The sequence below is a fragment of the Streptomyces sp. NPDC018263 genome, from assembly GCF_055562575.1.
Genome location: NZ_JBVHFA010000005.1, coordinates 232,120 through 257,200, shown reverse-complemented (window position 1 = coordinate 257,200; position 25,081 = coordinate 232,120). Strand labels below are relative to the sequence as shown.

The window sequence follows — 25,081 nt, the reverse complement described above, 5'->3', positions numbered from 1 at the left end:
TCCCCGGGCCCGAACCACCGCCGACGTCGCCTATCCGCCACCCCTGCGCGCACGGCGTACCGCGACCCGCCCGAACTCCCCGTTCACTCCCGCCCCTCCCTCTCCAGCTCCTCCGCCAGCACCTCCGCGAGATGCCGGGCCCGCATCCCCGTCAGTTGCTCCACCTGGGTCCGGCAGGAGTAGCCGTCCGCCAGGATCGCCGCGTTCTCGGGGGCCGAGCGGAGGGCGGGGAGGAGTTGGTCTTCCGCGCAGGTGCGGGAGATGTCGAAATGGCCTGCTTCGAAGCCGAAGTTGCCGGCCAGGCCGCAGCAGCCGCCGGTCAGGGGGCCGGTCAGGGCGGCGGAGGCGCGTAGGTCGCGGTCGGCGGTGTCGCCGAGGACGGCGTGCTGGTGGCAGTGGGTCTGGCCGGTGACCGGGCGGTCGAGGGTGGGCGGCGTCCAGTGGGGGGCGTGTCGGCGGAGGGTCTCCGCGAAGGTGTGGACGGCGGCGGCCAGGCGGGGTGCGCGCGGGTCGTCGGGCAGGAGTTCGGGGAGGTCGGCGCGGAGGGCCGCCGCGCAGCTCGGTTCCAGGACGACGACCGGGACCCCGGCCTCCAGGACCGGTTCCATCAGGTCCAGCGTGCGGCGCAGCACCGCGCGGGCCCGGTCCAGGCGGCCGGTGGAGAGGTAGGTGAGCCCGCAGCAGACCTGGGCACGGCGGCACTTGAGCAGCGCGGTCGGCATGCGCGAGGTGCCGTCTCCCACCGGGCGCCTGCCGGGCGGCAGGGTCGGCGGCAGCGCCACCCGCAGCCCGGCCGACTCCAGTACCCGGACGGCGGCCCGCCCGACGGACGGCGACAGATGCTCGGTGAAGGTGTCCGGCCAGAGCACGACCAGTCGCCCCGAGCCGCCGCCCTCCGGCGCCGCCGGCCGCGCCCGCCACCACCGGCTGAACGTTTCCGACGCCAGCCGGGGAATGTCCCGCTCCGCCGCGATCCCGCCCATCCGTTTCCCCAGCCGGGCCAACGGGCCCACCGAGGCGAGCCGGTTGACCAGCGGTGCCGCCCGCGCACGCGCCACCCACCGCAGCCACACCGGCAGTGAGCCCAGGCTGTAGTGGGCGGCGGGGCGCAGCCGGCCGGCGTAGTGGTGGTGCAGGAACTCCGCCTTGTAGGTGGCCATGTCGACGCCCACCGGGCAGTCCGAGCGGCAGCCCTTGCAGGACAGGCACAGGTCGAGGGCGTCCCGGACCTCGGTCGAGTGCCAGCCGTCGGTGATCACCTCGCCCGCGAGCATCTCGTGCAGCAGCCGCGCCCGGCCCCGCGTGGAGTGCTCCTCCTCCCCGGTCGCCCGGAACGACGGGCACATCACCGAGGGCCCGCCCGCCGACTCCGTACGGCACTTGGCGACACCGACGCAGCGGCGGACGGCCGCGCGGAAGTCGCCGTCGTCGTGCGGATAGCCGAAGGCGACGTCGACCGGGCGGCGGGGCAGCACCGCGAAGCGGAGGTTGTCGTCCAGCCGGGCCGGGCGGACCAGCATGCCTGGGTTGAGCAGGTCGTCGGGGTCCCACACCGCCTTGGCCCGCTCGAACAGCGCCACCATCCGGGCGCCGTACATGCGCGGCAGCAGTTCCGCGCGGGCCTGCCCGTCGCCGTGCTCCCCGGACAGGGAGCCGCCGTGGGAGACCACCAGGTCGGCCTGTTCCTCGGAGAAGCGGCGGAACCGGCCCACCCCCGCCTCGGTGAGCAGGTCGAAGTCGATGCGGACGTGGACGCAGCCCTCCCCGAAGTGGCCGTAGGGAGCGCCGCGCAGGCCGTGGGCGGCGAGCAGGGAGCGGAAGTCGCGCAGGTAGGCGCCGAGCCGGGCGGGCGGTACCGCGCAGTCCTCCCAGCCGGGCCACGCCTCCGTGCCGTCCGGCATCCGGGTCGCCGTACCGCTCGCGTCCTCGCGCAGCCGCCACAGGCCGCGCTGGGCGACGGGGTCGGCCACCACCAGCGCGTCCACCACGTCGGCCGCGCGCACGACCGCCTCCGCGCGGGTCCGCGCCTCCCCCTCCGAGGCGCCGCCCGTCTCCACGAACAGCCAGGCCCCGCCCTTCGGCAGCCCGATCGGCGCCCGGATGAGGTCGGCCGCCATGCCCTCCACGGTCAGCGGACCGTGGGACAGCAGACCGGAGGCGGCGTCGGCGGCGGCGCTCTCGTCGGCATACCCCAGCACGGCCAGGGCGTGGACGGCCGGCGCCGCCACCAGGTCCACCACCGCCTCGGTGAGGACACCGAGCGTGCCCTCGGAGCCGCAGAAGGAGCGGGCCACGTCGGCTCCGTGCTCGGGGAGCAGGGCGTCCAGCGCGTACCCGGAGATACGGCGGGGCAGGTCGGGGAAGCCGGTGCGCAGCCGGGCCAGCTCCCCCTCCACCAGCGTCCGCAGTCCTTCCGGGGCGCCCGACCAGTCCCGGCCGAGGCGCGATCGTTCGCCGCGCGCGGTGAGTACGGACAGTTCGCGCACGCTGTCGGCGGTGGTGCCCCAGGCCACCGAGTGGGCGCCGCAGGAGTTGTTGCCGATCATGCCGCCGAGGGTGCAGCGGCCGTGGGTGGAGGGGTCGGGGCCGAAGCGGAGGCCGTGCGGGGCGGCCGCCGCCTGGAGCCGGTCCAGCACCAGGCCCGGCTGGACCCTCGCCGTACGCCCGGCCGGGTCCAGCTCCAGCAGGCCGTTCATGTGCCGGGTGAAGTCCAGCACCACCCCGGTACCCGTCGCCTGCCCGGCGATGGACGTGCCGCCGCCGCGGGCGACCACCGGTGTTCCGCGCGCCCGGCACACCTCCAGCACGGCCGCCACGTCCTCGGCGTCCCGAGGCGCCACCACGCCCAGCGGCACGCGCCGGTAGTTGGACGCGTCCATCGTCATCAGCGCCCGTGCGGTCGCGTCGAAGCGGACCTCGCCCCGCACGGCCCGCCGCAGCTCGGCGGCGAGCGATCCCTCGATCTCCATGTCGGTCCCCCGTCGATCGGTCATGGCTCCAGCATGCATCCGATCACGCAACGTCATCAGAAGTTGTCCACAGGCACCCCCTGATCATCAGATCGTCGTACGACCGCACAAGTCCACGACCCGGAGGAGTCGTCTCATCCGACGGACACGGCTTCGTCCGGTTTCGCGCACCCGATACGCTCCGACTCGTGGCCGACATCGAGATCCCCGCTGACATCAAGCCCGCCGACGGACGCTTCGGCGCGGGCCCCTCCAAGGTGCGGACGGAGGCGCTCGCCGCGCTCGCGGCGACCGGCAGTTCCCTGCTGGGCACCTCCCACCGGCAGGCCCCGGTCAAGAACCTGGTGGGCCAGGTCCGCGAAGGCATCAGCTCCCTGTTCTCCCTCCCGGACGGCTACGAGGTCGTCCTCGGCAACGGCGGCTCCACCGCGTTCTGGGACATCGCCACCCACGGGCTGATCGAGAACAAGTCCCAGCACCTCAACTTCGGTGAGTTCTCCTCCAAGTTCGCCAAGGCGGCCAAGCTCGCCCCCTGGCTGGCCGACCCCACCGTCATCGCCTCCGACCCGGGCACCCACCCGGAGGCGCGCGCCGAGGCGGGCGTGGACGTGTACGCGTTCACCCACAACGAGACCTCCACCGGTGTCGCCATGCCGATCAAGCGCGTGGCCGGTGCCGACGAGGGCTCGCTCGTCCTGGTGGACGCCACCTCCGGCGCGGGCGGTCTCCCGGTCGACGTCTCCGAGACGGACGTCTACTACTTCGCCCCGCAGAAGTCCTTCGCCTCCGACGGCGGCCTGTGGATCGGCGTGTTCTCCCCCGCCGCCATCGAGCGCGCCGAGCGGGTCCACGCCTCCGGCCGGCACGTCCCGGAGTTCTTCAGCCTGCCGACGGCGATCGACAACTCCCGCAAGAACCAGACGTACAACACCCCGGCGCTGGCCACGCTCTTCCTGCTCAACGAGCAGCTCAAGTGGCTGAACGGCCAGGGCGGGCTGGACTTCGCCACCGGTCGCACCAAGGACTCCTCGACCCGGCTGTACACCTGGGCGGAGGAGTCGAAGCACGCGACGCCTTTCGTCACCGACCCGGCCAAGCGGTCGCAGGTCATCGGCACGATCGACTTCGCCGACGAGATCGACGCGGCCGCGGTCGCCAAGGCGCTGCGCGCCAACGGCATCGTGGACACCGAGCCGTACCGCAAGCTCGGCCGCAACCAGCTCCGCGTCGCCATGTTCCCGGCGATCGACCCGGCCGACGTCGAGGCGCTCACCAAGTGCGTCGACTATGTCATCGAGCGGATCTGAAACCTGTAGATCCACGTGAGAAGGGGCGCCCGGTGGTGAACCGGGCGCCCCTTTCCGTGCCCCGCGCCTGCCCGTGCGCCTACTTCTTGCGCCGCATCAGCCGCATACCGAACACGGCGGCCGCGCCGAGGGCGAGCAGGACGGCGCCGGTCTTGAGGCCGCCTCCCCCGGTCTTCTCCCCCGAGGCGGAACTCCCGCCGGTGGACGGCGGCTTGGAGGCCACCGCGCCGCCCTTAGGTGCGTCCAGGGCCCGTACCTGGCTCTGCGCGCCCTCGCTGCCGTACATCAGCCTGGTGCCGTCGGCGGAGTAGCTGACGGACTCGCCCTGGCCCTGGAGGGGGACGTCCAGCCGGTCAAGCTTCTTGATCCGGCCGCCGTTCCAGTCGTAGGAGATGCCGCCGAAGTAGCCGCGTACGGCGAGCTGTCGGCCGTTCGGGGAGAAGGCGGCGTCGGTGGCCCACAGGTCGACGGGGGCGACCGGGCGGAAGACGTTCGCACCGGAGGACGACAGCCGGGCGGGGCCCTCGTACAGGTGGCCGCCGTCCTCGTTCTTGTCGATGATGTAGACGCGGCCGGTCTTGGGGTGGACGACCAGCGACTCGGCGTCCCGGGGGCCGTCGGAGTACTTCACGACGTACTGCGTGGCCGTGACCGTCTGGTCCTTCAGGGTCTTCGGCTCGGGCAGGCGGTAGATCCAGACGTAGGGCCAGCGGCCGTGGAAGTTGTCCCCGATGTCGCCGACGTAGATCTGGTCGTCCGGCCCGACGGAGATCGCCTCCACGTCGCGCGGGGAGCCGATGCCGCGCAGGGTGAGCGTGGCGACGGTCCTGCCCGTGCGGCTGTCGACGGCGTAGAGGTACGGGCCGTCGTCGCTGTCGTTGTGCGTCCAGTAGACGCCCGGGTGCTGGTGGGAGGCGGCCAGGCCGCTGGACTCGGTGATCCTGGGGTCCTCGATGGTGAACCCCTGGTCCCCGTCCGCGGCGTGGGCGGGCAGGGCGCAGGCACCCGCGAGCAGGGCCCCGGCAAGCAGGGCGAACGGTCGGCGCATGGTCCAAGACTGCCACCTGGCGCGGACGTTCAGCGGGGGTGGTGGGCCTCACATCGAGCCCAAGGGGGTGTCTTGCCGATCACGCCGGGCTCGCGACGCCTGGCACCGCTCCCTGATCCGGCCTGACCGACAAGACACCCCCTGGGTGCGGGCCCGTACCGCGATCCGCCATCATGAGCGGATGCTCAGGTTCATGCCCGTAGGTGACTCCATGACGATCGGGAGCGCGGGCGAACACACGTGGCGTTACCGGCTGTGGCAGCACCTTCGGGGCACATACGGCGGCCCGTTCCAGATCGTCGGTCCCCGCGAGACGCTGTACGACCCGGCCACCGGGGAGCCCGACTCCTACGAGTACGCCGACCCCGACTTCCCGCGCGCCCACCTCGCGGGGTGGGGCGAGGGCTGGCAGCACATGGCTCCGCTGATCGGGGAGGCGGTGCGGGCGCACCAGGCCGACGTGCTGCTGGTCTCCCTCGGGCTGATAGACCTGGGCTTCTACACCAACGCGGAGCAGACGGTCGACAACGTACGGGCGTTCGTGGCGGCGGCCCGCGAGGCGCGTCCGCGCGTCCGCATGGTGCTGCTGCCGGTCATCCCGAACGTCCGCGCCCTTGAGGACGGCCCCTTCGCCGAACAGGTCGACCTCTTCAACACCCTCCTCGCCAAGACCACCGCCGACCTGGACGAACCCCGGTCCCCGCTGCTGCTGGCCTCGGCGCCGGAGGGCTGGGACATCCACACCGACACGTACGACGGCACGCACCCCAACGCGAGCGGCGAACACCGCATCGCGGGGGCGTTCGCGGGGGCGATGCACGAGGCGTGGGGGGTGGGGGAGCCGTACGCGGCGTGATCGGACAGACCGATTTCCAGCGTTGCCCGGTGACGGTGCGTATCGTTTAACCGCGCGGCTGCACATCTGCGTGGGCAGCCGGGGAGGAGCGCCACGATGACCGTCCTCGACGACAGGACCGCGATGGCCGACATCGACACCGGACGCTTGGACGAGTGGTTCGAGCTGATGCCCGTCCCCGAAGGATTCCGGGCCGAGATCGTCGGGGGCTGCTTCTTCATGGTGCCGCAGCGGAACACGCATTGGCAGATCATCCGTCGGGTCCTGCGGGCCCTGGAGGACAGATTCGGACCGGACGTCATGGTGTTCTCGGACGTCCGTATCGATTTCCCCGGCCACCAGAACGGCTTCTGCCCTGACATCGCCATGCTCAAGGACTCGGCGGAGCCGGACGAGACGGGCCACTGGCGCCACCAGGATGTCCAGTTCGTCGCCGAGGTCATCTCCCAGGGCACCGCCGCCAACGACTACGGGCCCAAGAGGACCGCTTACGCCGTCGCGGAGGTCCCCGTCTACCTCATCGCGGACCCCTACCAGGGGCGGTGCCACGTCTACACCGACCCCAAGGACGGCGAGTACGTCCGTGCCCTTGAGGTGAGGTTCGGCGGCGACATCGACCTCACCGGCACGACAGCCGACATCGTCCTCCGTACCGCCGACTTCCCCCGCGACTGACCCCACCGCTTGCCTAGAGCGCGCTCCAAGACGTTGGCTAGGTGGGCATGAGGTATACGCAGCTTGGACGTACGGGTCTGAAGGTCAGCCGGCTGGTGCTGGGGACCATGAACTTCGGGCCGCAGACCGACGAGGCGGACAGCCACGCGATCATGGACGCGGCGCTGGACGCGGGCATCAACTACTTCGACACCGCGAACGTGTACGGCTGGGGCGAGAACAAGGGCCGTACCGAGGAGATCATCGGAACCTGGTTCGCGAAGGGCGGGGAGCGGCGCGAGAAGACCGTCCTGGCCACCAAGGTCTACGGGAACATGGGCGCGGAAGGCGAGCCCTGGCCCAACTACGACAAGCTCTCCGCGCTGAACATCCGCCGCGCGGTGGACGCCAGCCTGAAGCGGCTGCAGACCGACTACATCGACATCTACCAGTTCCACCACATCGACCGGAACACCCCGTTCGAGGAGATCTGGCAGGCGGTCGACGTCCTCGTCACCCAGGGAAAGATCCTCTACGCCGGTTCCTCCAACTTCCCCGGCTACAAGATCGCCCAGGCCAACGAGACGGCCCTGCGCCGGGGCAACACCCTCGGCCTGGTGAGCGAGCAGTGCCTGTACAACCTCGCCGAGCGCCGCGCCGAGATGGAGGTCATCCCGGCCGCCCAGGACTACGGGCTCGGCGTCATCCCGTGGTCGCCGCTGCACGGCGGCCTGCTGGGCGGGGTCATCCGCAAGGAGGCCGAGCGCGGGCGCCGCGCCTCCGGCCGCGCGGCGGACGCCCTCGCGGACACGGCCACGCGCAACCGGATCGAGGCGTACGAGGAGCTGCTCGCCAAGCACGGCCTGGAGCCCGGCGAGGTCGCGCTGGCCTGGCTGCTGACCCGGCCCGGCGTCACCGGCCCGATCGTCGGCCCGCGCACCGAGGCCCAGCTCGACTCTGCGCTGCGCGCGGTGGAGCTGGAACTGAGCGAGGAGCTGCTGACTTCCCTGGACGAGATCTTCCCCGGCCCCGGCCCGGCCCCGGAGGCGTTCGCCTGGTAGCGGCAAGCGAAAGGCCGCTCCGTACGGGGTTTCCCGCGGAGCGGCCTTGTGGCAGCAGCCGTCAGTGGACGGCCGCCGCCACGGCGACGACCACCAGCATCAGTACGAGCGCACCGGCCATGATCCGGTTCCGGATTTTCGGTTCCACGACGACGAGCCTAACGGGCCGTGCCCAGTGCCCAGCGGGCGACCGGGGCGTACCGGGGCTGTTCACCGGGGACGCCGGAGACCGGCAGATGGCTGCGGACGAGGACCAGTTCGCCCACCGTCCAGCCGGTACCGGCGAATTCGGCGAGGGCGTCGACGTAGGGCCGCAGGTCGGTGTCGCCCTTGCCGCGGGCCAGTGTGAGATGCGCCCGGTAGTGCCGGTGCTCCTCGCCGCCCGCCCCGGCCCGGCGTCCGGCCGCCTGCGCCCGCCCGGCCAGCCTGCCCAGCGCGGTGCGGTCGCCGGAGGCCCCGGCCCACAGCGCCTTGCCCCGCCCGAAGCTGCCGCCTCCGGCGAGGGCCAGCGGGAACGGTGCGCTGTGTGCGGCCGCGCGCTCCAGCCGGCGTTCCAGCTCCGGCGCGGTCTCCTCCGGGACCTCGCCGTAGAAGGCGAGCGTGAAGTGCCAGCCGTCCGGCTGGGTCCATCGCAGCGCGTCGGCGCCGGCCAGCCGCCGCAGCGCCCGTACCTCCCGGCCCAGCTCCTCCACGGCCCCCGGGGGCGGCAGTACGGCGGCGAAGAGTCTCATCCCCTCACGATCCCAGACGGGTACGCTGCGGCACCGTGACCGACGATGTCGAGGTGGCGACAGCAGGCGCCCTGGCCGGCGCCGCAGTGGTGCGCAACGGATTCGGCAAGGAGCTGGCCCGGATCGACAAGGGCGCCGGGGACTTCGCCACGGCGGCCGACGTGGAGGCGGAGCGAGCCGCCCTGGACGTCATCCGCGCCGCCCGGCCCCATGACGCGGTACTCGGCGAGGAGGGCGGACGGCAGGGCGCCACCGACACCGGGCGCCTCTGGCTCGTGGACCCCCTGTGCGGCACCCTCAACTACGCCGTCGGCACCCTGCTCGTCGCCGTCAACGTGGCTCTCCGCGACGGCCCGGCAGCCGTGGCGGACCCCTTCACCGGCGAGGTCTTCCGCACCGACGGCGAGACGGCCTGGCTGTACCGGGACGGCACCGACACCCCGCTGCGCCCCACGGCGGCGAGCGCCCTCGTGGACGTCAACCTCGACCCGCCCTTCCCGAGCGCCCCGGGCTTCCGCGCCACGGACCTCCTGGCCCACCCGGAATTCGCGGCGCGCTTCCGCCCTCGTGTGGTCTCGACAACCCTGGCCCTGACCTGGGTGGCGGCGGGCCGCCGCGCCGCCTACGTCACCGACGGCACCGACCTCTCGGCCAGCGTCCACTTCGCCGCCGGAATCGCCCTGTGCCGGGCGTCGGGCTGCGTGGTCACGGGCATCGACGGCACACCCCTCGGCCCGGACACCCGAGGCTTGGTGGCGGCGGCAGACACCGAAACCCACAGCCTGTTGACAAACCTGATCCGCAACGCCCCCTGACCGGCGCCAGCTCCGCGCCGCCAAGGGGTACGTGCGGGACACGACGGCACCTGCCCTGCCGGAACCCCTGCCTCTGCCGCGGCCTCGGACAGCCACCAGCCGCAGCCGCCTCCGACGCAGCAAAAGCCTGCCCCGGTCAGGCGTCACCGCCTCCCCAGTGCGAAGCATCAGCCCTTCCGCCGCCGCGCGGCACGAACGACAGACGCGGCACCCGAGGCCGGGTGGGGCCAGCCCGGTCGAGCCCTCGGCCCCGCCCCGCTCAAGCCCCCTCAAGCCGCCGGTGTCAGCTCCTCGCTCCCCCGCGGTACGAACCGTAGGTGGGGCCCGCGGTGCCAGCTCAGCCGGAGCCGGAGATCTCCCGCGCGGGCCAGAAACAGGCCGATGACGGCCGCCGCGGCGGCCGAGACCGCCCCGCCCGCGACGAAGCCGAAGCGGGCGCCGTACGTGTCGGTGACCCAGCCGACGAGCGGGGCGCCCAGAGGGGTGCCGCCCATGAAGACCATCATGAAGAGGGACATCACGCGCCCCCGCATGGCCGGGTCGGTGGACATCTGGACGGCGGTGTTGGCGGTGACGTTGACCGTGAGGCCGAACGCGCCGATGGGGACCATCAGGAGGGCGAACAGCCAGTACGAGGGCGCCAGCGCCGCGACGATCTCCACGGTGCCGAAGGCCAGCGCGGCCGCGACCAGCACCCGGAACCGGGCCGTACCGCGCCGCGCGGCGAGCAGGGCGCCGATCAGGGAGCCGACGGCCATCAGGGTGTTGAACAGGCTGTACGCACCGGCACCGGCGTGGAACACGTCGTCGGCGAAGGCGGTGAGCCAGACGGGGAAGTTGAAGCCGAAGGTGCCGATGAAGCCGACGAGCACGATGGGCCAGATCAGCTCCGGCCGCCCGGCGACATGCCGCAGGCCCTCCCGGAGCTGGCCCTTGCCGCGCGGGGCGCGATCGACGGGGTGCAGCTCACGGGTGCGCATCAGCAGGAGCCCGGCGATGGGCGCGACGAAGGACAGCCCGTTGGCGAGGAACGCCCACCCGGTGCCCACGCCGGTGATCATCAGACCGGCGACGGCCGGGCCGACCAGCCGCGCGGACTGGAAGTTGGCCGAATTCAGGCTGACCGCGTTCTGGAGCTGGCCGGGGCCGACCATCTCGGAGACGAAGGACTGCCGGGCCGGGTTGTCCACGACCGTGGCGAGACCGACCGCGAAGGCGGCGACGTACACGTGCCAGACCTGGACGTGTCCGGAGAGAGTGAGGGCGGCCAGCGCGAGCCCGGTGAGGGCCATCGCGGACTGGGTGAACAGCAGCGCGGGCCGCTTGGGCAGCCGGTCGACGAGGACACCGCCGTACAGGCCGAAGAGCAGCATCGGCAGGAACTGGAGGGCGGTGGTGATGCCGACGGCCGCCGAGGAGCCGGTGAGGCTCAGCACCAGCCAGTCCTGGGCGATGCGCTGCATCCAGGTGCCGGTGTTGGAGACGACCTGTCCGGCGAAGAACAGCCGGTAGTTCCGGACCTTCAGCGAGCTGAACATCGAGGTTCTGCCGGTGGCCGGGGTAGTAGTGGCCGGTGCGGGGACGGAAGCTGCTCCGGGTCCCGTACTCAAAAGGTCGCCTCCTGAAGCGATGCCGTGGCTACAGTTGCGCGAGCTTCTCCAGGACGGGGGCGGCGGCGCGCAGGGTGGCCCACTCGTCCTCGTCGAGGCCCTCGACCAGGCCGGCCAGGAACGCGTTGCGTTTGCGGCGGCTCTCCACGAGCATCGCCTCGGCCTGCTCGGTCCGGGTGACGACCTTCTGGCGCCGGTCCTCGGGATGCGGCTCGAGCCGGACCAGGCCCTTGGCCTCCAGGAGCGCGACGATGCGGGTCATCGAGGGCGGCTGTACGTGCTCCTTGCGCGCCAGCTCGCCCGGGGTGGCCTGTCCGCAGTTGGACAGCGTGCCCAGCACCGACATCTCGGTGGGGCTCAGCGACTCGTCGACCCGCTGGTGCTTGAGTCGACGGGACAGCCGCATCACGGCGGAGCGGAGGGAGTTCACGGCGGCCACGTCGTCGCCGTGGGTGAGGTCCGACATGTCTTTAGCCTAACTCATTACCCTCACTAAGTAACGCCACCCCGCACGGCGCGCCTCGTGATGTCCGCCACTGTGTCCAACTGTCACCCGTACGAGTGAGCCGGTTCCGAAAAGTGACCCATCGGGTGGCGGGATGTGGCGACCCTCGTACACATGGGGACCAGTGTGCTCAGCCTGCGGATGGACGGGGAGCTGCTCGAGAGGCTCCGGGAACGCGCGGCGAAAAGAGGAATGAGCGTGCAGGACTATGTGATCCGCACGCTCGTCAGGGACGACTTCGACGAGCGGTTCCAGACCGCCGTCGACGAGACCGAGAAGTTCTACGGGGTCACATGAGACTCATGTGACCCCGTGGGAACCTCAGCCGCGCCCCGGTCAGGTCAGACCGAGGGCCGGCATCAGGTAGTAGAAGCCGAAGACGGCCGCGACCACGTACATCGCCACCGGGATGTCCCGGCCGCGCCCGGCGGCGAGGCGGAGCACCACGAAGGTGATGAAGCCCATGCCGATGCCGTTGGTGATCGAGTAGGTGAACGGCATCATCACCATGGTCACGAAGGCCGGGATGGCGATGGTGAAGTCGGCCCAGTCGATCTCCCGGATCGAGCCCGCCAGGATCAGGAAGCCGACCGCGAGCAGCGCGGGGGTGGCGGCCTGGGACGGCACCATGGTGGCGACCGGGGTGAGGAACAGCGCGACGCCGAAGAGGGCGCCGGTGACGACGTTGGCGAGGCCCGTACGGGCGCCCTCGCCGACGCCGGCCGTGGACTCCACGAAGCAGGTGGTGGCCGAGGAGGAGCTGGCGCCGCCCGCCGCGACGGCGAGGCCGTCGATCAGCAGGACCTTGTTGATGCCCGGCATCTGGCCCTGGGCGTCGGTCAGCTTGGCCTCGTCGCTGACGCCCATGATCGTGCCCATGGCGTCGAAGAAGCAGGACAGCAGGACGGTGAAGACGAAGAGGACGCCGGTCAGCACACCGACCTTGCCGAAGCCGCCGAACAGGCTGACCTTGCCGATCAGGCCGAAGTCCGGGGTGGCGACCGGGTTGCCGGGCCACTTCGGGGTGGTCAGGCCCCAGGACGGCACCTTGGCGACCAGGTTGATGATCACCGCGAGGACGGTCATCGCCACGATGGAGATCAGGATCGCGCCCGGCACCTTGCGGACGATCAGCGCGAGGGTGAGCAGCACGCCCAGCACGAAGACCAGCACCGGCCAGCCGGTGAGGTGGCCGCCCGTGCCGAGGGTGAGCGGGACGGTGGTCTGGGCGATGTCCGGGATGCGGGTGACGAAGCCGGAGTCGACCAGGCCGATCAGCATGATGAACAGGCCGATACCGATGGCGATGGCCTTGCGCAGCCCGTAGGGCACCGCGTTCATCACACGCTCGCGCAGACCGGTGGCGACCAGCAGCATCACCACGAAGCCGGCGAGCACCACCATGCCCATCGCGTCCGGCCACGACATGCGCGGCGCGAGCTGGAGGGCGACGACCGTGTTGACGCCGAGGCCGGCCGCCAGCGCGATCGGGACGTTGCCGATCACACCCATGAGGAGGGTGGTGAGGGCGGCGGTGAGCGCGGTGGCCGTGACGAGCTGGCCGTTGTCCAGGTGGTGCCCGTACATGTCCTTGGCGCTGCCGAGGATGATCGGGTTCAGGACGATGATGTACGCCATCGCGAAGAACGTGGCGAAACCGCCGCGGATCTCGCGGGCGACGGAGCTGCCGCGCTCGGAGATCTTGAAATAGCGGTCGACGGCGCCGTAGGAGGGCGTTCCGCCCGGCTGTTCGGGGGAAGGAGCCTGGGCCGTGGCCGAGGTGGGCATGCGAGTCCTCTTCACCATTCAGGGTTCCCCCGAGCCCTTTTGGAGTTTCGTACGAACAGAAACAGTCAAAGACAAACCGCTTCAGTATGAACGTATGAAGCCTAGATCGCTATCTCCGCGCGTAGATATTCACCGAATGTCCGTGCGGCAGCGGGCTGCCGGGCGTGGCGTGGCGCCTCGTAAGCTGTGCCCATGACGAAGTGGACCCCCAAGCACGAAGCGCCGGAGCCCCTGGAGGGGCCCGTGGTCGCCACCATCACCGGCGGCACGATCGTGTGGTTCGTCCTCTTCCTGGTCCAGCTCCCCTTCTACGGCTGGTTCGAGGACCACGGCCATCTGTGGTGGGTGTGGACCTGCCTGGCCGGGGCCGGTCTCGGCCTGATCGGCATCTGGTACGTGCGCGGGCGGGACGCCGCGATCAAGCGGGCGGCGGCCGAGCGGGAGACCGTCTCCGCCGACTGACCTCCGGGTCGTGCGGGACCTCTGGACGGGAATGCGGGTTCCGTGTTGTCATGCCCACTGCTGTCCGATGACAACGTTGTACTGCGCGCGCCTGGAGCGCTGACAACGTTGTCTTCGTTGCACTGAACCACCCCTGAGCACGTCCGGCCCACCACCTCAGAGGTTCTGTATGACATGGACACGGCATATCGGTCGCTTCATGGCCGGGACACTGGCGGCGACCGCGCTGCTGGCCACTCCCGCGCACGCGCAGGCCGACCCGCCCGCCCGGCTGACCGACCTCGTCAACCCGTTCATCGGCACCCAGAACGAGGGCAACACCTACCCCGGCGCGGCGGTGCCGTTCGGCATGGTGCAGCTCTCCCCCGACACCGGCCACAACACCGGCTACGACTACGGCCAGGACCACATCCGCGGCTTCTCCCTGGTCCACCTCTCCGGCGTCGGCTGCGGCCTCGGCGGTGACCTCCCGGTGCTGCCCACCACGGGCGACGTCACCACCACCGACTACGCGCGGTACGCCGCGGGGTTCAGCCACGACGACGAGTCCGCGAGCCCCGGCTACTACCGTGTCGGCCTGGACTCCGGCATCGAGGCCGAGCTGACCGCGACCGCCCGCACCGGCGTGCAGCGCTACACCTTCCCCGCCACCGACAAGGCCAACGTCCTGCTCAACGCGGGCCAGTCGCTGCACACCAAGGTCGCCGCCGAGGTCGAGATCCTGGACGACCACACCGTGCGCACGAAGCTCACCGGCCGCGGCTTCTGCCAGGACACGGTCCCCTACACGCTCTACACGGTCACTCATTTCGACCGCCCCTTCACCGCCCACGGCACGTGGACCGGGGCAGCCGTCACCGACGGCGCGAAGACGGGTGCGGACGGGGCGTATCTGCGGTTCGACACCCGCGAGGACCGCACCGTCGAGGCCACCACCGCGCTGTCCTACGTGGACGCGCGCGGCGCGCTCGGCAACCTGCGCGCCGAGGGCGGCCGCTCCTTCGACGCGGTGCGCGACGCGGCCCAGCGGGCCTGGGAGGACCGGCTGGACGACGTACGGGCGCGCGGCGGGAGCGACACGCTGCGCCGGACCTTCTACTCCTCGCTGTACCGCTCGTTCCTCGCGCCGAACATCGGCAGCGACACCGACGGCCGCTACACCGGCTGGGACCAGAAGATCCACCGCACCCAGGGCTTCACCTACTACCAGAACTGGTCGCTGTGGGACACCTACCGCACCCAGTCCCAGTTGCTCTCGCTGCTGGCGCCGCGTGAGGCGCGGGACATGGCGATCTCGGTGATCCGGATCGACGAGGAGAGCGGCTGGCTGCCCAAGTGGGGCTACGGCACGGTCGAGACCAACATCATGACCGGCGACCCGGTCACGCCGTTCCTCACCAACGCCTACCAGCAGGGGCTGCTGCACGGCTGGGAGGAGCGGGCCTACCAGGCGCTGAAGAAGAACGCGGACGGCGTGCCGCCCGCCGGCTCGCCGGCCGTGGGCCGGGAGACGAACCGGGAGTACCTCGCCGACGGCTTCGCCCCGTACGTGAAGGACCGCCCGCACGCCAAGCCCGGTGACTCGGACTACGACCACGGGGCGTCGGCCACGCTGGAGTACGCGCTGTCGGACGCGATGCTGTCCCGGATGGCGCGCGACCTCGGGCACCGCGCGGACGCGGACCGGTACGCGGCACGGGCGCAGAACTACCGGAAGATCTTCGACCACTCCACGGGGTTCTTCCGCGCCCGTGACGCCTCCGGCGCCTTCACCGGACCGGCCGACCCCGCGCAGAGCGAGGGCTTCCACGAGGGCACGTCCTGGCAGTACCAGTGGCTCGTGCCGCAGGACCTGCCCGGCATGGTGGACCTGATCGGCGGCAATCAGGCGGCCAACGACCGGCTCGACTCCTTCTTCGCCTACGGGCAGTTGACCGAGGACCCGGCGAAGACCGCCCGCGAGGTGTGGGTGAACGGGCCGTACGACTACTACAACGCGGACAAGTACAACCCGCAGAACGAGCCCGACCTGATCGCGCCCTACACCTACCTGTCCACCGGGCAGCCGTGGAAGACGACGGACGTGGTGCACGCGGCGCTGACCCTGTTCACGGACGGGCCGACCGGGATGACCGGCAACGACGACCTGGGCACCATGTCCGCCTGGAACGTGCTGTCGTCCATCGGCGTCTTCCCGGTGCAGCCCGGCTACGACACCTGGGGCCTGTCCACCCCGGTGTTCGACCGGGTCGACCTCACCCTGGACCGCCGGTACTACCCGCACGGCGCGCTCACCATCACCGCGCCGGGCACCTCGGCGGACACCCGGTACGTGCAGTCGGCGCGGCTGGACGGCGCCGGGTACGGGCGGACGTATCTGACCACCGGGGCGCTGCGGACACACCGTTCGCTGTCCTTCACGGTCGGGTCGACGCCCTCCTCCTGGGGCACCGGGGCCGACGCGGGGCCGCCCGCGCTGGGCTGATCCGGGGCCTGTGCCGAGCCTGTGCCGGGCCTGATCCGGCTTGGTCAGGGGCTTGATCAGGGGCGCCCCCGAGACCTCCTCGGGGGCGCCCCTGGCGTTACCCGGAGATCGGTCCGCCCGGCAGGTGAAGCGGGGATCGGGCACGTAACGTCGGATGCATGACGAATGTCGACGCGGGTGCCGGACTGGACCCCGTGCACCCGGTCGCGCCGCCCACCACGGGGCCGGCGGGCCTGACCCGTGCGGAGGTCGCGGAGCGGGTGGCACGGGGGGAGGTCAACGACGTCCCGGTGCGCAGCAGTCGCTCGCTGGGCGAGATCGTGCGGGCGAACGTGTTCACCCGGTTCAACGCGATCATCGGTGTGCTGTGGGTGGTGACGCTGTTCGTCGCGCCGATCCAGGACAGCCTGTTCGGGTTCGTGATCCTCGCCAACACCGGGATCGGGATCGTGCAGGAGTGGCGGGCCAAGAAGACGCTGGACTCGCTCGCGGTGATCGGGGAGGCCCGGCCGACCGTCCGCCGGGACGGCCGTTCGGTACAGGTGCCGACCAGCGGGATCGTGCTGGGCGACCTGGTGGAGATCGGGTCCGGCGACAAGATCGTGGTGGACGGGGTGTGCGCCGAGGCCGACGGTCTGGAGGTGGACGAGTCCCTGCTGACCGGCGAGGCCGACCCGGTGGTCAAGCACCCCGGCGAGCAGGTCATGTCGGGCAGCTTCGTGGTCGCGGGCGGCGGGGCCTTCCAGGCGACCAAGGTGGGCCGGGAGGCGTACGCGGCCCAACTGGCCGAGGAGGCTTCGCGGTTCACGCTGGTCCACTCCGAGCTGCGGTCCGGGATCTCCACCATCCTGAAGTACGTGACCTGGATGATGGTCCCGGCCGCGCTCGGCCTGATCGTCACCCAGCTCGTGGTGAAGAGCAACGACTTCAAGGGGTCGGTGGCCCGGACCATCGGCGGGATCATCCCGATGGTCCCGGAGGGGCTGGTGCTGCTGACCTCGGTGGCCTTCGCCATCGGGGTGATCCGGCTCGGGCGCAAGCAGTGTCTGGTGCAGGAGTTGCCGGCGATCGAGGGCCTGGCCCGGGTGGACACCGTCTGCCTGGACAAGACCGGCACGCTCACCGAGGGCGGCATGGACGTGACCGCGCTGAAGCCGCTCGACGGTGCCGACGAGGGCCGGGTGCGGGAGGTGCTGGCCGCGCTCGGGGCGTCCGATCCGCGTCCCAACGCCTCGCTCCAGGCCATCATCGACGCCTACCCGGACGGCCACGGCGGGGACCGGCGCCCGGTGAGCACACTGCCGTTCTCCTCGGCCCGCAAGTACAGCGGGGCCGCGTTCGAGGAGGGGGACGGCGAGGTGGCCGGGTGGCTGCTGGGCGCCCCAGATGTGCTGCTCGCCCCCGACGACCCCGCGCTGAAGGAGACCGGCCGGCTGAACGAACAGGGGCTGCGGGTGCTGCTGCTGGCCCGCGCCGCCCGTGCCCTGGAGGGTCCCGACCCGGCGCGCGGGGCCCGGCCCGTGGCCCTGGTGGTGCTGGAGCAACGGCTGCGGCCGGACGCGGCGGAGACCCTGCGGTACTTCGCCGACCAGGACGTCCAGGCCAAGGTGATCTCCGGGGACAACGCGGTGTCGGTGGGCGCGGTCGCCCACAAGCTGGGGCTGTCCGGCAAAGCGGTGGACGCGCGGCGGCTGCCCGCCGACCCGGCCGACCTGGCCAAGGCGGTGGACCGGGCCACGGTGTTCGGTCGGGTCACCCCGCAGCAGAAGCGGGAGATGGTCGGCGCGCTCCAGTCGGAGGGCCGCACCGTGGCGATGACCGGCGACGGGGTGAACGACGTACTGGCCCTGAAGGACGCCGACATCGGCGTCTCGATGGGGTCGGGCTCGGAGGCCACACGCGCGGTGGCGCAGATCGTGCTGCTGAACAACAGCTTCGCCACGCTGCCCTCGGTGGTGGCGGAGGGCCGCCGGGTGATCGGCAACATCACGCGGGTGGCGACGCTGTTCCTGGTCAAGACGGTGTACTCGGTTCTGCTGGCGCTGCTGGTGGTGTGCTGGCAGGTCGAGTACCCGTTCCTGCCCCGGCATCTGACGCTGCTGTCCACGCTCACCATCGGGGTCCCGGCGTTCTTCCTGGCGCTGGCCCCGAACAAGGAGCGGGCGCGGCCGCACTTCGTGCGCCGGGTGATGCGGTACTCGATACCGGGCGGGCTGCTGGCCGGGGTCGCGACGTTCGTGACGTATCTGCTGGCCCGGCACCACTACACGGGCGCGGGCGCGCTGGCCGCCGAGACCAGCGCGGCCACACTGACCCTGTTCCTGATATCGATGTGGGTCCTCGCCATCATCGCCCGCCCCTACACGTGGTGGCGGGTGGCCCTGGTGGCCGCGATGGGCGTCGCCTTCCTCTTCGTGCTGACCGTCCCCTGGCTCCAGGACTTCTTCGCCCTGCGCCTGGTCGGCAACACCATGCCGTGGGCGGCGGTCGGAGTGGCGGTGGTGGCGGCGGCCGCCCTGGAACTCGTGTGGAGATGGGTCGGCCGCCGCTTCCCGGTGTGAGGGTTACCGCACGTCGACCGCGTCGGCCGCGGAGGTGACGGCGGCCGTGGTGGAGACGCCCGAGTAGACGTAGCGGTAGGAGCCGTCGACCGAGGCGGTGACGGTGGTCTTCAGCTTGCCGTAGCTGTCCGTCGTGACGGTCTTCAGCGTGGTGTAGGTGCTGGAGCCCTGCTTGGCGAACTGCAGCTTCACCGACTGCGCCCCGTAGCCGTAGTACTTGTTGTAGTCCCAGCTCGCGCGGGTCAGGGTGCCGGTGACCGTGATGGTCCTGCCCTTCACGACCGGCTCCGGGGCGGCGTCGGTGGTCAGCTTGGAGTAGCGCAGCAGGCTGGTGGTGGCCAGGCCGCCCTGGTCCTTGAAGCCGACCTTGCTGTAGTCGGGCGCGGAGGGGTTCTGCCCGTTGAAGGCGATCGCCTCGGCGGCCAGCGACCACTTGCCGGCGTCGGAGGCGGTCAGGTCGCCGTCGGCCGGGTAGATGTCGACGGTGCCGGTGCAGGCGAGCGTGGTGCTCGTGGCGACCTTGCAGGTGGCGGGGTTGTCACCCTCGACCGTGGCGGTCGGGTCGTCCAGCGAGCCCCGGTAGAGGTAGGCGTCGCTGTAGAAGTCGGAGGCGGTCGCGTTGACGCCCGTCCCGTGGGTCAGCGTGTACGAGTAGGTCGCGTGGACCCCGTTGGTGGTGCCGACCTTGATCGACGAGGCGATCTTCAGGTTCGAGAAGCTGACGTTCATCGTGTACGGCGTGGCCGGTGCGGCGTGCGCGGCCGGAGCGGCGAAGGCGGCGAGAGCCAGGGCGCCGGTGACGGCGGCCACGGTGGCACGTATGCGCATGTGCGGTTCCCTCTGGGGGAGAAGTGATCGGGGAGTCGGTCGACTCGGGTGATCAGATCCGTGAGGGGTCTTCCCGGTTGTACGGGCGGGGCGTTCCTCGACCGGAATTTGCCCACTCATTGCCTGGTCAAGGGCCCCGCCCGCTCACCTCCGGCGGATTGCCGCCGGATTACTTCACGTCGACGAAGTCGGCGGTCGAGTCGATCGCCGGGGTGGTCGACGTGCCCGCGAAGCTGTAGCGGAAGTAGCCGTCGGCGGACGCCTTGACGGTGGTCCTCAGGTTGCCCTTGGAGTCCGTCGTGACGGTCTTCAGCGTGGTGTAGGCGCTGGCGCCCTTCTTCTTGAACTGAAGCTTGACGGGCTGCTTGGTGTAGCCGTGGTACCGGTTGTCCTCCCAGTTGGCGCGGGTCAGGGCGCCGGTGACCGTGATGGTCCTGCCCTTCTTCACGGGCTCCGGGGAGGCGTTGACGGTCAGGCGGGAGTACCGCTGGAGCGAGGTGGAGCCGAGGCCGCCCTTCTCGGCGACGCCGATCTTGGAGGGATCCGGGTTCTCGCCGTTCTGGCCGTTGTAGGCGATGGCGATCGCGCCGCCCTTCCAGCCACCGGCGTCGGAGTTCCACAGCTCGCCGTCGGCCGGGTAGATGTCGATCTTGCCGGTGCACTTCGCCGTGGTGTCCGTGACCACCTTGCAGGTGGCGGGCAGGTCACCGAACAGCATGTTGTCCGGGTTGTCGAACGAACCCTTGTAGAGGAACGGGCCGTTGAGGAAGTCGTCGGCCGTGATGTCGACGTCCCTGCCGTGGGTCAGCGTGTAGGTGACCGTGGTGGCGACATGGTTGGTGGTGCCGACCTTGAGGGCCTTGGCCACCTTGAACTGCGAGAAGGTGACGTTCAGGGCGTACGGCGTGCCGCCGCGGACGCCCTTGACACCCTGCTTGCCCGAGGCGGCGTGTGCCCCCTTGAAGATCTTCACCGCTTCCGTGCGGTACGCGGAGGCGGAGCCGTCGGCGTGCGCGGCCGGGACGGCGAGGGCGGAGAGAGCCAGGGCGCCGGTCACGGCGGCCACTGAGGCGCGAATGCGCATGTGCGTTCCCCTGCGTTGTGGGGGTGAGACCCCTCTGAACGTGTGAGCCTGTTGGCTCACACGTTCAGACGTGCGATTCGGGGGGCCGGTTGTACGAAAGTCGCAGATTCTGCGATCAATTCGTGAAGCCCCCGTTCAGCAAGGGGATGTCAGTCGAACCAGCGGTCCCGTGCCAGTTCCTCCGTGCGGGACGGGTCCTCCAGGAGGGCGGCGACCTCGAAGCGGCGGGGCCACTGGCCGGCGGCCCAGGCGAGGCCGGCGGCGACACCTTCCAGGGTGGCCGCGTGGAGGACGCCGTCGTCGGTGAGACGCCAGTCGATCTCGACGCCGTCCACGACGAGTTCGTCGTGCTCGACATAGCCGGCCGGAGTGCCCGCACCGAGCAACGCCCGCACCGGCTGCGGTACTTCGTGTTCGGCGCCCTCGGAGTCCACCGCACCGGTGACGGACTCGCTCAGCCGCCGCACCTGGAACAGCTCGGCGAGCGCGCCCGCCAGCGACGGCCGGACGGGAAGCAGCGGCACCCCGGAGGTGAAGGGCAGCAGGTCGGGCGAGTCGACGACCACCGCGTCCCGCGCGTCCACCACGACCGCCTCCCCGTCGCGTACGGCGCGCAGCTCGTCGGGGAGGGTCACCTGCTCCGGGTCCAGGTCGGCCAACGAGCTGTAGAGCCCGTGGAGTTGGGCCGGAGAGACCGGCCGGCCGGGGTCGGCCAGCCGGTCGAGGAGTTCGGCGGCACCGCCCGGCTCGTCCAGCAGCGCGGCCACCGAGGTGCGCACCCCGAGGGCGCGGAGCACCTGCTCGTCGTGGAAGCCGGTGGCGTCCGCCTCGTCGTACAGGCCGCGCAGCAGCGGGTCGCCGCCGGCGGCCAGCAGACCCGCCGGGCGGCGGCCGTCGAGCACCGGGTGCCCGCGCAGCCACCAGGCGGTGTAGGGGCGTACGACCTCGTGGGTGCCGTCCGGGAGGAGGACGCGGACCGGCTGGACGAGGGCATCGCGCAGCGGGGGCTGGGCCAACAGGGCGAGCGCCTCGGGCCAGCGGTCGTCGTCCACCAGGTCCAGGTCGCGCACGGCGACGAGTTCGGTGGCGACGGGCGGTACGGGGCTGTCGGGGAAGCGGTCGAGGACGTCCTCGGACCACACGTCCACGGCGTCCAGCAGCCCGGCGTCGTCGGGTTCGGCGAAGTCGCTGTCGCGGGGCTCCAGTTCGTCCGGGTCGAGGACCACGTCGGTGGCGCGGACCAGCGCGAAGTCGGCCAGCACCCCGCAGGCGGCGAGCGGCTGGGCGCCCCACTTCCCGGCCAGTTCGGCGTCGACGGCGGCGAGTTCGCCCTCGCGGATCACGTGGGCGAACGGGCTGCCGGGCAGCACCAGTTCACCGGCCGGGGCGAGTTCGCCGTCCTCGTCGGGCAGGGCGAGCGCGCCGAGCCAGGGCTCGTCACCGGGCTCCAGGCCCGCGTCCCGCACCAGCGCGAGGACGGTGTCGGCGAGTTCCTCGGCGTCCGGAGTGTCCTCCTCCCACATCGCCCCGCCGTCGTCGTCCAGCGAGGCGGCGACGGCGGCGCGGACCTGCGGGGTGGTGAGCACCGCGCGCGGGGTGGCGGGCAGTGCGCCCAGCTTCTCCAGCAGCGGGTGGGCGGCGTCCGGGTGGGCCATCTTCAGGCCGAGCCGGGCCAGTACCTCGGCGTCCGGCGCGGTGGCGTCCGGGGCGGGGAGCAGCACCTGGCGGGGGCCGATCGTGGTGCGGCCGGTCCCGGCGAGCGGTACGGGCAGCCCGGACAGCCGCTCGGGGTCGACCCCGGCGAGGCTGTCGTAGAGCCGCCACCACCACTCGGGCTCCTTCTCCAGACCGGCCAGCCGGTCCACGGCGTCGGCCAGCGGCAGCCGGGCCACGCCGAGCGCGCGCAGCTCCGGGCGGCGTTCGAGCCCGGCGGGCAGCAGGGTGGGCAGCACCTCGGCGAGGACGCGCACGGTGGCCGCGCCCGCGCCCTCCACGATCTCGGCGTCCCTGGGGCGCAGCGCCTCGGGCAGCTCGTCGTCGCCCCGCGGGGGCAGCGCCGGGGGCAGGAACGCGGTGCGCGGCAGCCGGTCCAGGACGGCCTGGCGGAGCGCGCCGTCCAGCTCGCCCTTGCCGAGCGGGCCGGGCACGAGGTCGATGGCGCCCTCGGTCACCGGGCGCCAGCCGGCGAGGAGTTCGGTGTAGGCGTCGGCCGCGCGCTGCACCAGGAAGTCGGTGAGCGGGCCGGGCGCGGCGTGCCGGCGGGTGGTGTCCAGCGGGAAGGACGCGATGAGCACGCCGGGGAAGCCGAGGGGCTCGTCGCTGGGGGTGGGCGCGTGCAGCACGGGCGCGGTGCGGGGGCGTACCGGGCGGCCCTCGCCGTCCTCGGGCACGGCCCAGGTCACCGACCAGTGCGGGCGCAGCCGTTCCTCGACCGGGCGGTCCGCGAGAAGGGCGGCGTCGAGCGGGCCGTGGGCGGCGACGGTGCGCCAGCGGGTGCTGCCGTCGCGGGAGTCGTCCACGACGGTGACGGCGTCCTCGGTACGGCGGCGCAGGGTGCGCGGCTCGCGTCCCTCGACCTCGATGACGACCTCTTCGAGGCCGGGCAGCGCGAGCAGCAGCGAGTCGTCCACGGCGTCCAGCAGCCGCTCGGCCAGGGAGGCGGCGGCCGCGTCGCGCAGCGGCAGGATGACGGCGGTGTCGTACGGGTCCGGGGCGGTGCCCTCGGCAGCGAACGGCAGCCTGAGCAGCGGGACGTGGCCGTCGCGGCGGCGCACCTCGTCGCCCAGGCCGGGGCTGTGCCGGGAGGTCTGCGCCGTCAGCTCGCGGGCCTCGGCGAGCGACCAGCGGACCCCGCCGTGCCGGCCGACCAGCGCGGGTTCGTCGGTCACGGAGAGCACGGCGGCGAAGCCGACACCGAAGCGGCCGACGGTGGCGTGCTCGTCGTACCGCTCCCGCTTGGCGGAGGCGCGCAGGGTGGACAGCGACTCCACTCCGGCGGCGTCCAGCGGCGCGCCGGTGTTGGCGGCGATCAGCGCGCCGCCCTGGAGGGTGAGCCGGAGCCGTCCGGGGGTGTCCGCGCGGGCGGCGGCGTCGGCGGCGTTCTGGGCCAGCTCCACCACGAGCCGGTCGCGGTAGCCGCCGAGGACGAGGTCCTCCTCGGCGTTGGCGTCCTCACGGAACCGGGCGGGGCTGGTGGCCCAGGCGTCGAGGACACCGCGGCGGAGACGGGCGGTGCCGAAGGGGTCGGCGCCCTCGGCCGCCGGCCGCACGTACTTGCTCACGTTCACTCTCCATCATCGACGTGAGATCGAAGGTACAGCGACCTGACGGTCCGTCCTTCGCGGCGTACGCGCGGGCGGGCGGGCGGAGTGGCGTGCTACGAGTGCCCGAGTTCCGCCGCTTCGTCGTCGCCCTCGGCCGGGACCGAGCCGGAGTCGGCGGCGGGCCGGAGCGGGAACGGGTCGAGCCGGGTCTCGTCCACCACGGGCAGCGGCGGGCGGGGCGGGGTCGGCATGACGGCGGCCTCGGAGTGGGCGCCGCAGCCGTAGGCGAGGGAGACCACGCGGCCGTCGGCCGGGGAGAACTCGTTGCCGCAGACGCCGAACGCCTGGCCCAGCGAACCGCCGATCGGGGCGAGGAAACCGCAGGTCGCGCAGGTGGCCGGGGCGGCCTGGGCCATCGCGGTCTTCGGGCCGAACGCCTCCTCCCAGCGGTCGGCGGCGACATGCAGGCCGTAGCGGGACAGCACGCGGGCGCGGCGCATGCCCAGTTCCTCGGCGACCGAGGTGATCGAGCCGCGCGCGGGCGGGCCGGCCTGGACGGCGGGGCTGCCCGCGGTGACCTCGGCGTCCTCGCGCTCGGCCACCTCGCTCAGGCCCTCGGCCAGCGCGGAGTTCGGCGGCGGCTCCTCCTCGCCCGAGAAGCCGGGCTCCAGGCGCAGGTCCTCCTCGTCGGTGGGCAGGAGGTCGCCGGGGCCGAGGTCGCCGGGGCGCAGCCGCTCGCTCCAGGGCACCCACTCCGGGGCCAGGAGGGCGTCGCGGCCGGGCAGCAGCACGACCTCGTCCAGGGTGACGATCTTGGCGCGGGAGGCGCGGGCGACGGTGGCGGCCCAGCGCCAGCCCCGGTAGCCCGGTTCCTTGCACTCGAAGAAGTGGGTGACCACACGGTCACCCTCCGATACGACGCCGATGTGCTCACCGACGACACCGGGAGCGGCCGCTTCCTCCGCTGCGGTGCGCGCGAGGTCGACCGCCTCGGCGCACAGGCGGTCAGGGGTGCGGCTTCGCGTGGTCGCTGCGCTCACAGGTATCGCTTCTC

Annotated in this window: 19 protein-coding genes; 9 read left to right on the top strand and 10 right to left on the bottom strand. The window is 72.0% G+C overall.

Going from position 1 to position 25,081, the window contains the following annotated elements; translation table 11 throughout:
* Window positions 1–83 precede the first annotated feature (83 nt).
* Window positions 84–2,993, bottom strand: a complete 2,910-nt coding sequence (locus tag ACZ3HQ_RS16785; RefSeq protein ID WP_467511549.1) for an FAD-binding and (Fe-S)-binding domain-containing protein — start codon at window positions 2,991–2,993, stop codon at window positions 84–86.
* Window positions 2,994–3,157: 164 nt separating this feature from the next.
* Between ACZ3HQ_RS16785 and serC the strand changes: the two genes are divergently transcribed.
* On the top strand, window positions 3,158–4,276 hold the full coding sequence (gene serC / locus ACZ3HQ_RS16780) for a phosphoserine transaminase (RefSeq protein ID WP_467511547.1): 1,119 nt from the start codon (window positions 3,158–3,160) through the stop codon (window positions 4,274–4,276).
* 79 nt (window positions 4,277–4,355) lie between these two features.
* Here serC and ACZ3HQ_RS16775 read toward each other — a convergent pair whose 3' ends face one another.
* On the bottom strand, window positions 4,356–5,324 hold the full coding sequence (locus ACZ3HQ_RS16775) for a WD40 repeat domain-containing protein (protein ID WP_467511545.1): 969 nt from the start codon (window positions 5,322–5,324) through the stop codon (window positions 4,356–4,358).
* 181 nt (window positions 5,325–5,505) lie between these two features.
* Here ACZ3HQ_RS16775 and ACZ3HQ_RS16770 point away from each other — a divergent pair, with 181 nt between their 5' ends.
* From ACZ3HQ_RS16770 to ACZ3HQ_RS16760, 3 genes are all read left to right on the top strand, one after another.
* On the top strand, window positions 5,506–6,180 hold the full coding sequence (locus ACZ3HQ_RS16770; RefSeq protein ID WP_467511543.1) for a GDSL-type esterase/lipase family protein: 675 nt from the start codon (window positions 5,506–5,508) through the stop codon (window positions 6,178–6,180).
* 96 nt (window positions 6,181–6,276) lie between these two features.
* A complete protein-coding gene (locus tag ACZ3HQ_RS16765; RefSeq protein WP_467511541.1) occupies window positions 6,277–6,855 on the top strand; it encodes a Uma2 family endonuclease in 579 nt (192 codons plus the stop codon).
* Window positions 6,856–6,902: 47 nt separating this feature from the next.
* Window positions 6,903–7,895, top strand: coding sequence for an aldo/keto reductase (locus tag ACZ3HQ_RS16760; RefSeq protein ID WP_467511539.1), 993 nt, complete (start codon window positions 6,903–6,905; stop codon window positions 7,893–7,895).
* Between the two features lie 158 nt (window positions 7,896–8,053).
* Here the strand turns inward: ACZ3HQ_RS16760 and thpR are convergent, their stop codons facing one another.
* Window positions 8,054–8,626, bottom strand: coding sequence for an RNA 2',3'-cyclic phosphodiesterase (gene thpR, locus ACZ3HQ_RS16755; protein WP_467511537.1), 573 nt, complete (start codon window positions 8,624–8,626; stop codon window positions 8,054–8,056).
* Window positions 8,627–8,661: 35 nt separating this feature from the next.
* Between thpR and ACZ3HQ_RS16750 the strand changes: the two genes are divergently transcribed.
* On the top strand, window positions 8,662–9,441 hold the full coding sequence (locus ACZ3HQ_RS16750; RefSeq protein ID WP_467511535.1) for an inositol monophosphatase family protein: 780 nt from the start codon (window positions 8,662–8,664) through the stop codon (window positions 9,439–9,441).
* 269 nt (window positions 9,442–9,710) lie between these two features.
* Here ACZ3HQ_RS16750 and ACZ3HQ_RS16745 read toward each other — a convergent pair whose 3' ends face one another.
* Window positions 9,711–10,979, bottom strand: a complete 1,269-nt coding sequence (locus tag ACZ3HQ_RS16745; RefSeq protein WP_467511533.1) for an MFS transporter — start codon at window positions 10,977–10,979, stop codon at window positions 9,711–9,713.
* Between the two features lie 100 nt (window positions 10,980–11,079).
* Window positions 11,080–11,517, bottom strand: coding sequence for a MarR family winged helix-turn-helix transcriptional regulator (locus ACZ3HQ_RS16740; protein ID WP_030804715.1), 438 nt, complete (start codon window positions 11,515–11,517; stop codon window positions 11,080–11,082).
* 153 nt (window positions 11,518–11,670) lie between these two features.
* Here ACZ3HQ_RS16740 and ACZ3HQ_RS16735 point away from each other — a divergent pair, with 153 nt between their 5' ends.
* Window positions 11,671–11,853: a ribbon-helix-helix protein, CopG family gene (locus ACZ3HQ_RS16735; RefSeq protein ID WP_086694930.1), complete on the top strand. Its 183-nt coding sequence runs from the start codon at window positions 11,671–11,673 to the stop codon at window positions 11,851–11,853.
* A 39-nt stretch (window positions 11,854–11,892) separates the two neighbouring features.
* On the opposite strand, the gene ACZ3HQ_RS16730 is transcribed toward ACZ3HQ_RS16735, so the two are convergent.
* The gene (locus ACZ3HQ_RS16730) at window positions 11,893–13,344 is read right to left on the bottom strand and encodes an NCS2 family permease (RefSeq protein ID WP_467511530.1); all 1,452 of its coding nucleotides are present in this window, start codon (window positions 13,342–13,344) and stop codon (window positions 11,893–11,895) included.
* A 192-nt stretch (window positions 13,345–13,536) separates the two neighbouring features.
* On the opposite strand from ACZ3HQ_RS16730, the gene ACZ3HQ_RS16725 reads away from it, so the two are divergent.
* The 3 genes from ACZ3HQ_RS16725 (at window position 13,537) to ACZ3HQ_RS16715 (ending at window position 18,852) form a co-directional block, all read left to right on the top strand.
* Window positions 13,537–13,806 carry a DUF2530 domain-containing protein gene (locus ACZ3HQ_RS16725; protein WP_467511528.1) on the top strand — a complete coding sequence of 90 codons (270 nt, stop codon included), beginning with the start codon at window positions 13,537–13,539 and terminating at the stop codon, window positions 13,804–13,806.
* Between the two features lie 169 nt (window positions 13,807–13,975).
* The gene (locus ACZ3HQ_RS16720; RefSeq protein ID WP_467511526.1) at window positions 13,976–16,291 is read left to right on the top strand and encodes a GH92 family glycosyl hydrolase; all 2,316 of its coding nucleotides are present in this window, start codon (window positions 13,976–13,978) and stop codon (window positions 16,289–16,291) included.
* A gap of 158 nt (window positions 16,292–16,449) precedes the next feature.
* Window positions 16,450–18,852: an HAD-IC family P-type ATPase gene (locus ACZ3HQ_RS16715; protein WP_467511524.1), complete on the top strand. Its 2,403-nt coding sequence runs from the start codon at window positions 16,450–16,452 to the stop codon at window positions 18,850–18,852.
* 3 nt (window positions 18,853–18,855) lie between these two features.
* On the opposite strand, the gene ACZ3HQ_RS16710 is transcribed toward ACZ3HQ_RS16715, so the two are convergent.
* The 4 genes from ACZ3HQ_RS16710 to ACZ3HQ_RS16695 form a co-directional block, all read right to left on the bottom strand.
* A complete protein-coding gene (locus ACZ3HQ_RS16710) occupies window positions 18,856–19,680 on the bottom strand; it encodes a hypothetical protein (protein WP_467511522.1) in 825 nt (274 codons plus the stop codon).
* A 169-nt stretch (window positions 19,681–19,849) separates the two neighbouring features.
* A complete protein-coding gene (locus ACZ3HQ_RS16705) occupies window positions 19,850–20,764 on the bottom strand; it encodes a hypothetical protein (RefSeq protein WP_467511520.1) in 915 nt (304 codons plus the stop codon).
* 149 nt (window positions 20,765–20,913) lie between these two features.
* Complete coding sequence (locus tag ACZ3HQ_RS16700) at window positions 20,914–24,045, bottom strand: sacsin N-terminal ATP-binding-like domain-containing protein (RefSeq protein ID WP_467511518.1); 3,132 nt, start codon at window positions 24,043–24,045, stop codon at window positions 20,914–20,916.
* A 95-nt stretch (window positions 24,046–24,140) separates the two neighbouring features.
* Entirely contained in the window at window positions 24,141–25,067 is a 927-nt protein-coding gene (locus ACZ3HQ_RS16695; RefSeq protein WP_467511516.1) for a DUF3027 domain-containing protein, read from the bottom strand.
* Window positions 25,068–25,081 lie beyond the last annotated feature (14 nt).

Bases quoted from the DNA above. Each gene is read 5' to 3' on its own strand.
- ACZ3HQ_RS16785 (WP_467511549.1), bottom strand. From the start codon at position 2,993: ATGACCGATCGACGGGGGACCGACATGGAGATCGAGGGATCGCTCGCC.
- ACZ3HQ_RS16775 (WP_467511545.1), bottom strand. From the start codon at position 5,324: ATGCGCCGACCGTTCGCCCTGCTTGCCGGGGCCCTGCTCGCGGGTGCC.
- ACZ3HQ_RS16770 (WP_467511543.1), top strand. From the start codon at position 5,506: ATGCTCAGGTTCATGCCCGTAGGTGACTCCATGACGATCGGGAGCGCG.
- ACZ3HQ_RS16765 (WP_467511541.1), top strand. From the start codon at position 6,277: ATGACCGTCCTCGACGACAGGACCGCGATGGCCGACATCGACACCGGA.
- ACZ3HQ_RS16760 (WP_467511539.1), top strand. From the start codon at position 6,903: ATGAGGTATACGCAGCTTGGACGTACGGGTCTGAAGGTCAGCCGGCTG.
- thpR (WP_467511537.1), bottom strand. From the start codon at position 8,626: ATGAGACTCTTCGCCGCCGTACTGCCGCCCCCGGGGGCCGTGGAGGAG.
- ACZ3HQ_RS16745 (WP_467511533.1), bottom strand. From the start codon at position 10,979: ATGTTCAGCTCGCTGAAGGTCCGGAACTACCGGCTGTTCTTCGCCGGA.
- ACZ3HQ_RS16740 (WP_030804715.1), bottom strand. From the start codon at position 11,517: ATGTCGGACCTCACCCACGGCGACGACGTGGCCGCCGTGAACTCCCTC.
- ACZ3HQ_RS16735 (WP_086694930.1), top strand. From the start codon at position 11,671: ATGGGGACCAGTGTGCTCAGCCTGCGGATGGACGGGGAGCTGCTCGAG.
- ACZ3HQ_RS16730 (WP_467511530.1), bottom strand. From the start codon at position 13,344: ATGCCCACCTCGGCCACGGCCCAGGCTCCTTCCCCCGAACAGCCGGGC.
- ACZ3HQ_RS16725 (WP_467511528.1), top strand. From the start codon at position 13,537: ATGACGAAGTGGACCCCCAAGCACGAAGCGCCGGAGCCCCTGGAGGGG.
- ACZ3HQ_RS16720 (WP_467511526.1), top strand. From the start codon at position 13,976: ATGACATGGACACGGCATATCGGTCGCTTCATGGCCGGGACACTGGCG.
- ACZ3HQ_RS16715 (WP_467511524.1), top strand. From the start codon at position 16,450: ATGACGAATGTCGACGCGGGTGCCGGACTGGACCCCGTGCACCCGGTC.
- ACZ3HQ_RS16710 (WP_467511522.1), bottom strand. From the start codon at position 19,680: ATGCGCATACGTGCCACCGTGGCCGCCGTCACCGGCGCCCTGGCTCTC.
- ACZ3HQ_RS16705 (WP_467511520.1), bottom strand. From the start codon at position 20,764: ATGCGCATTCGCGCCTCAGTGGCCGCCGTGACCGGCGCCCTGGCTCTC.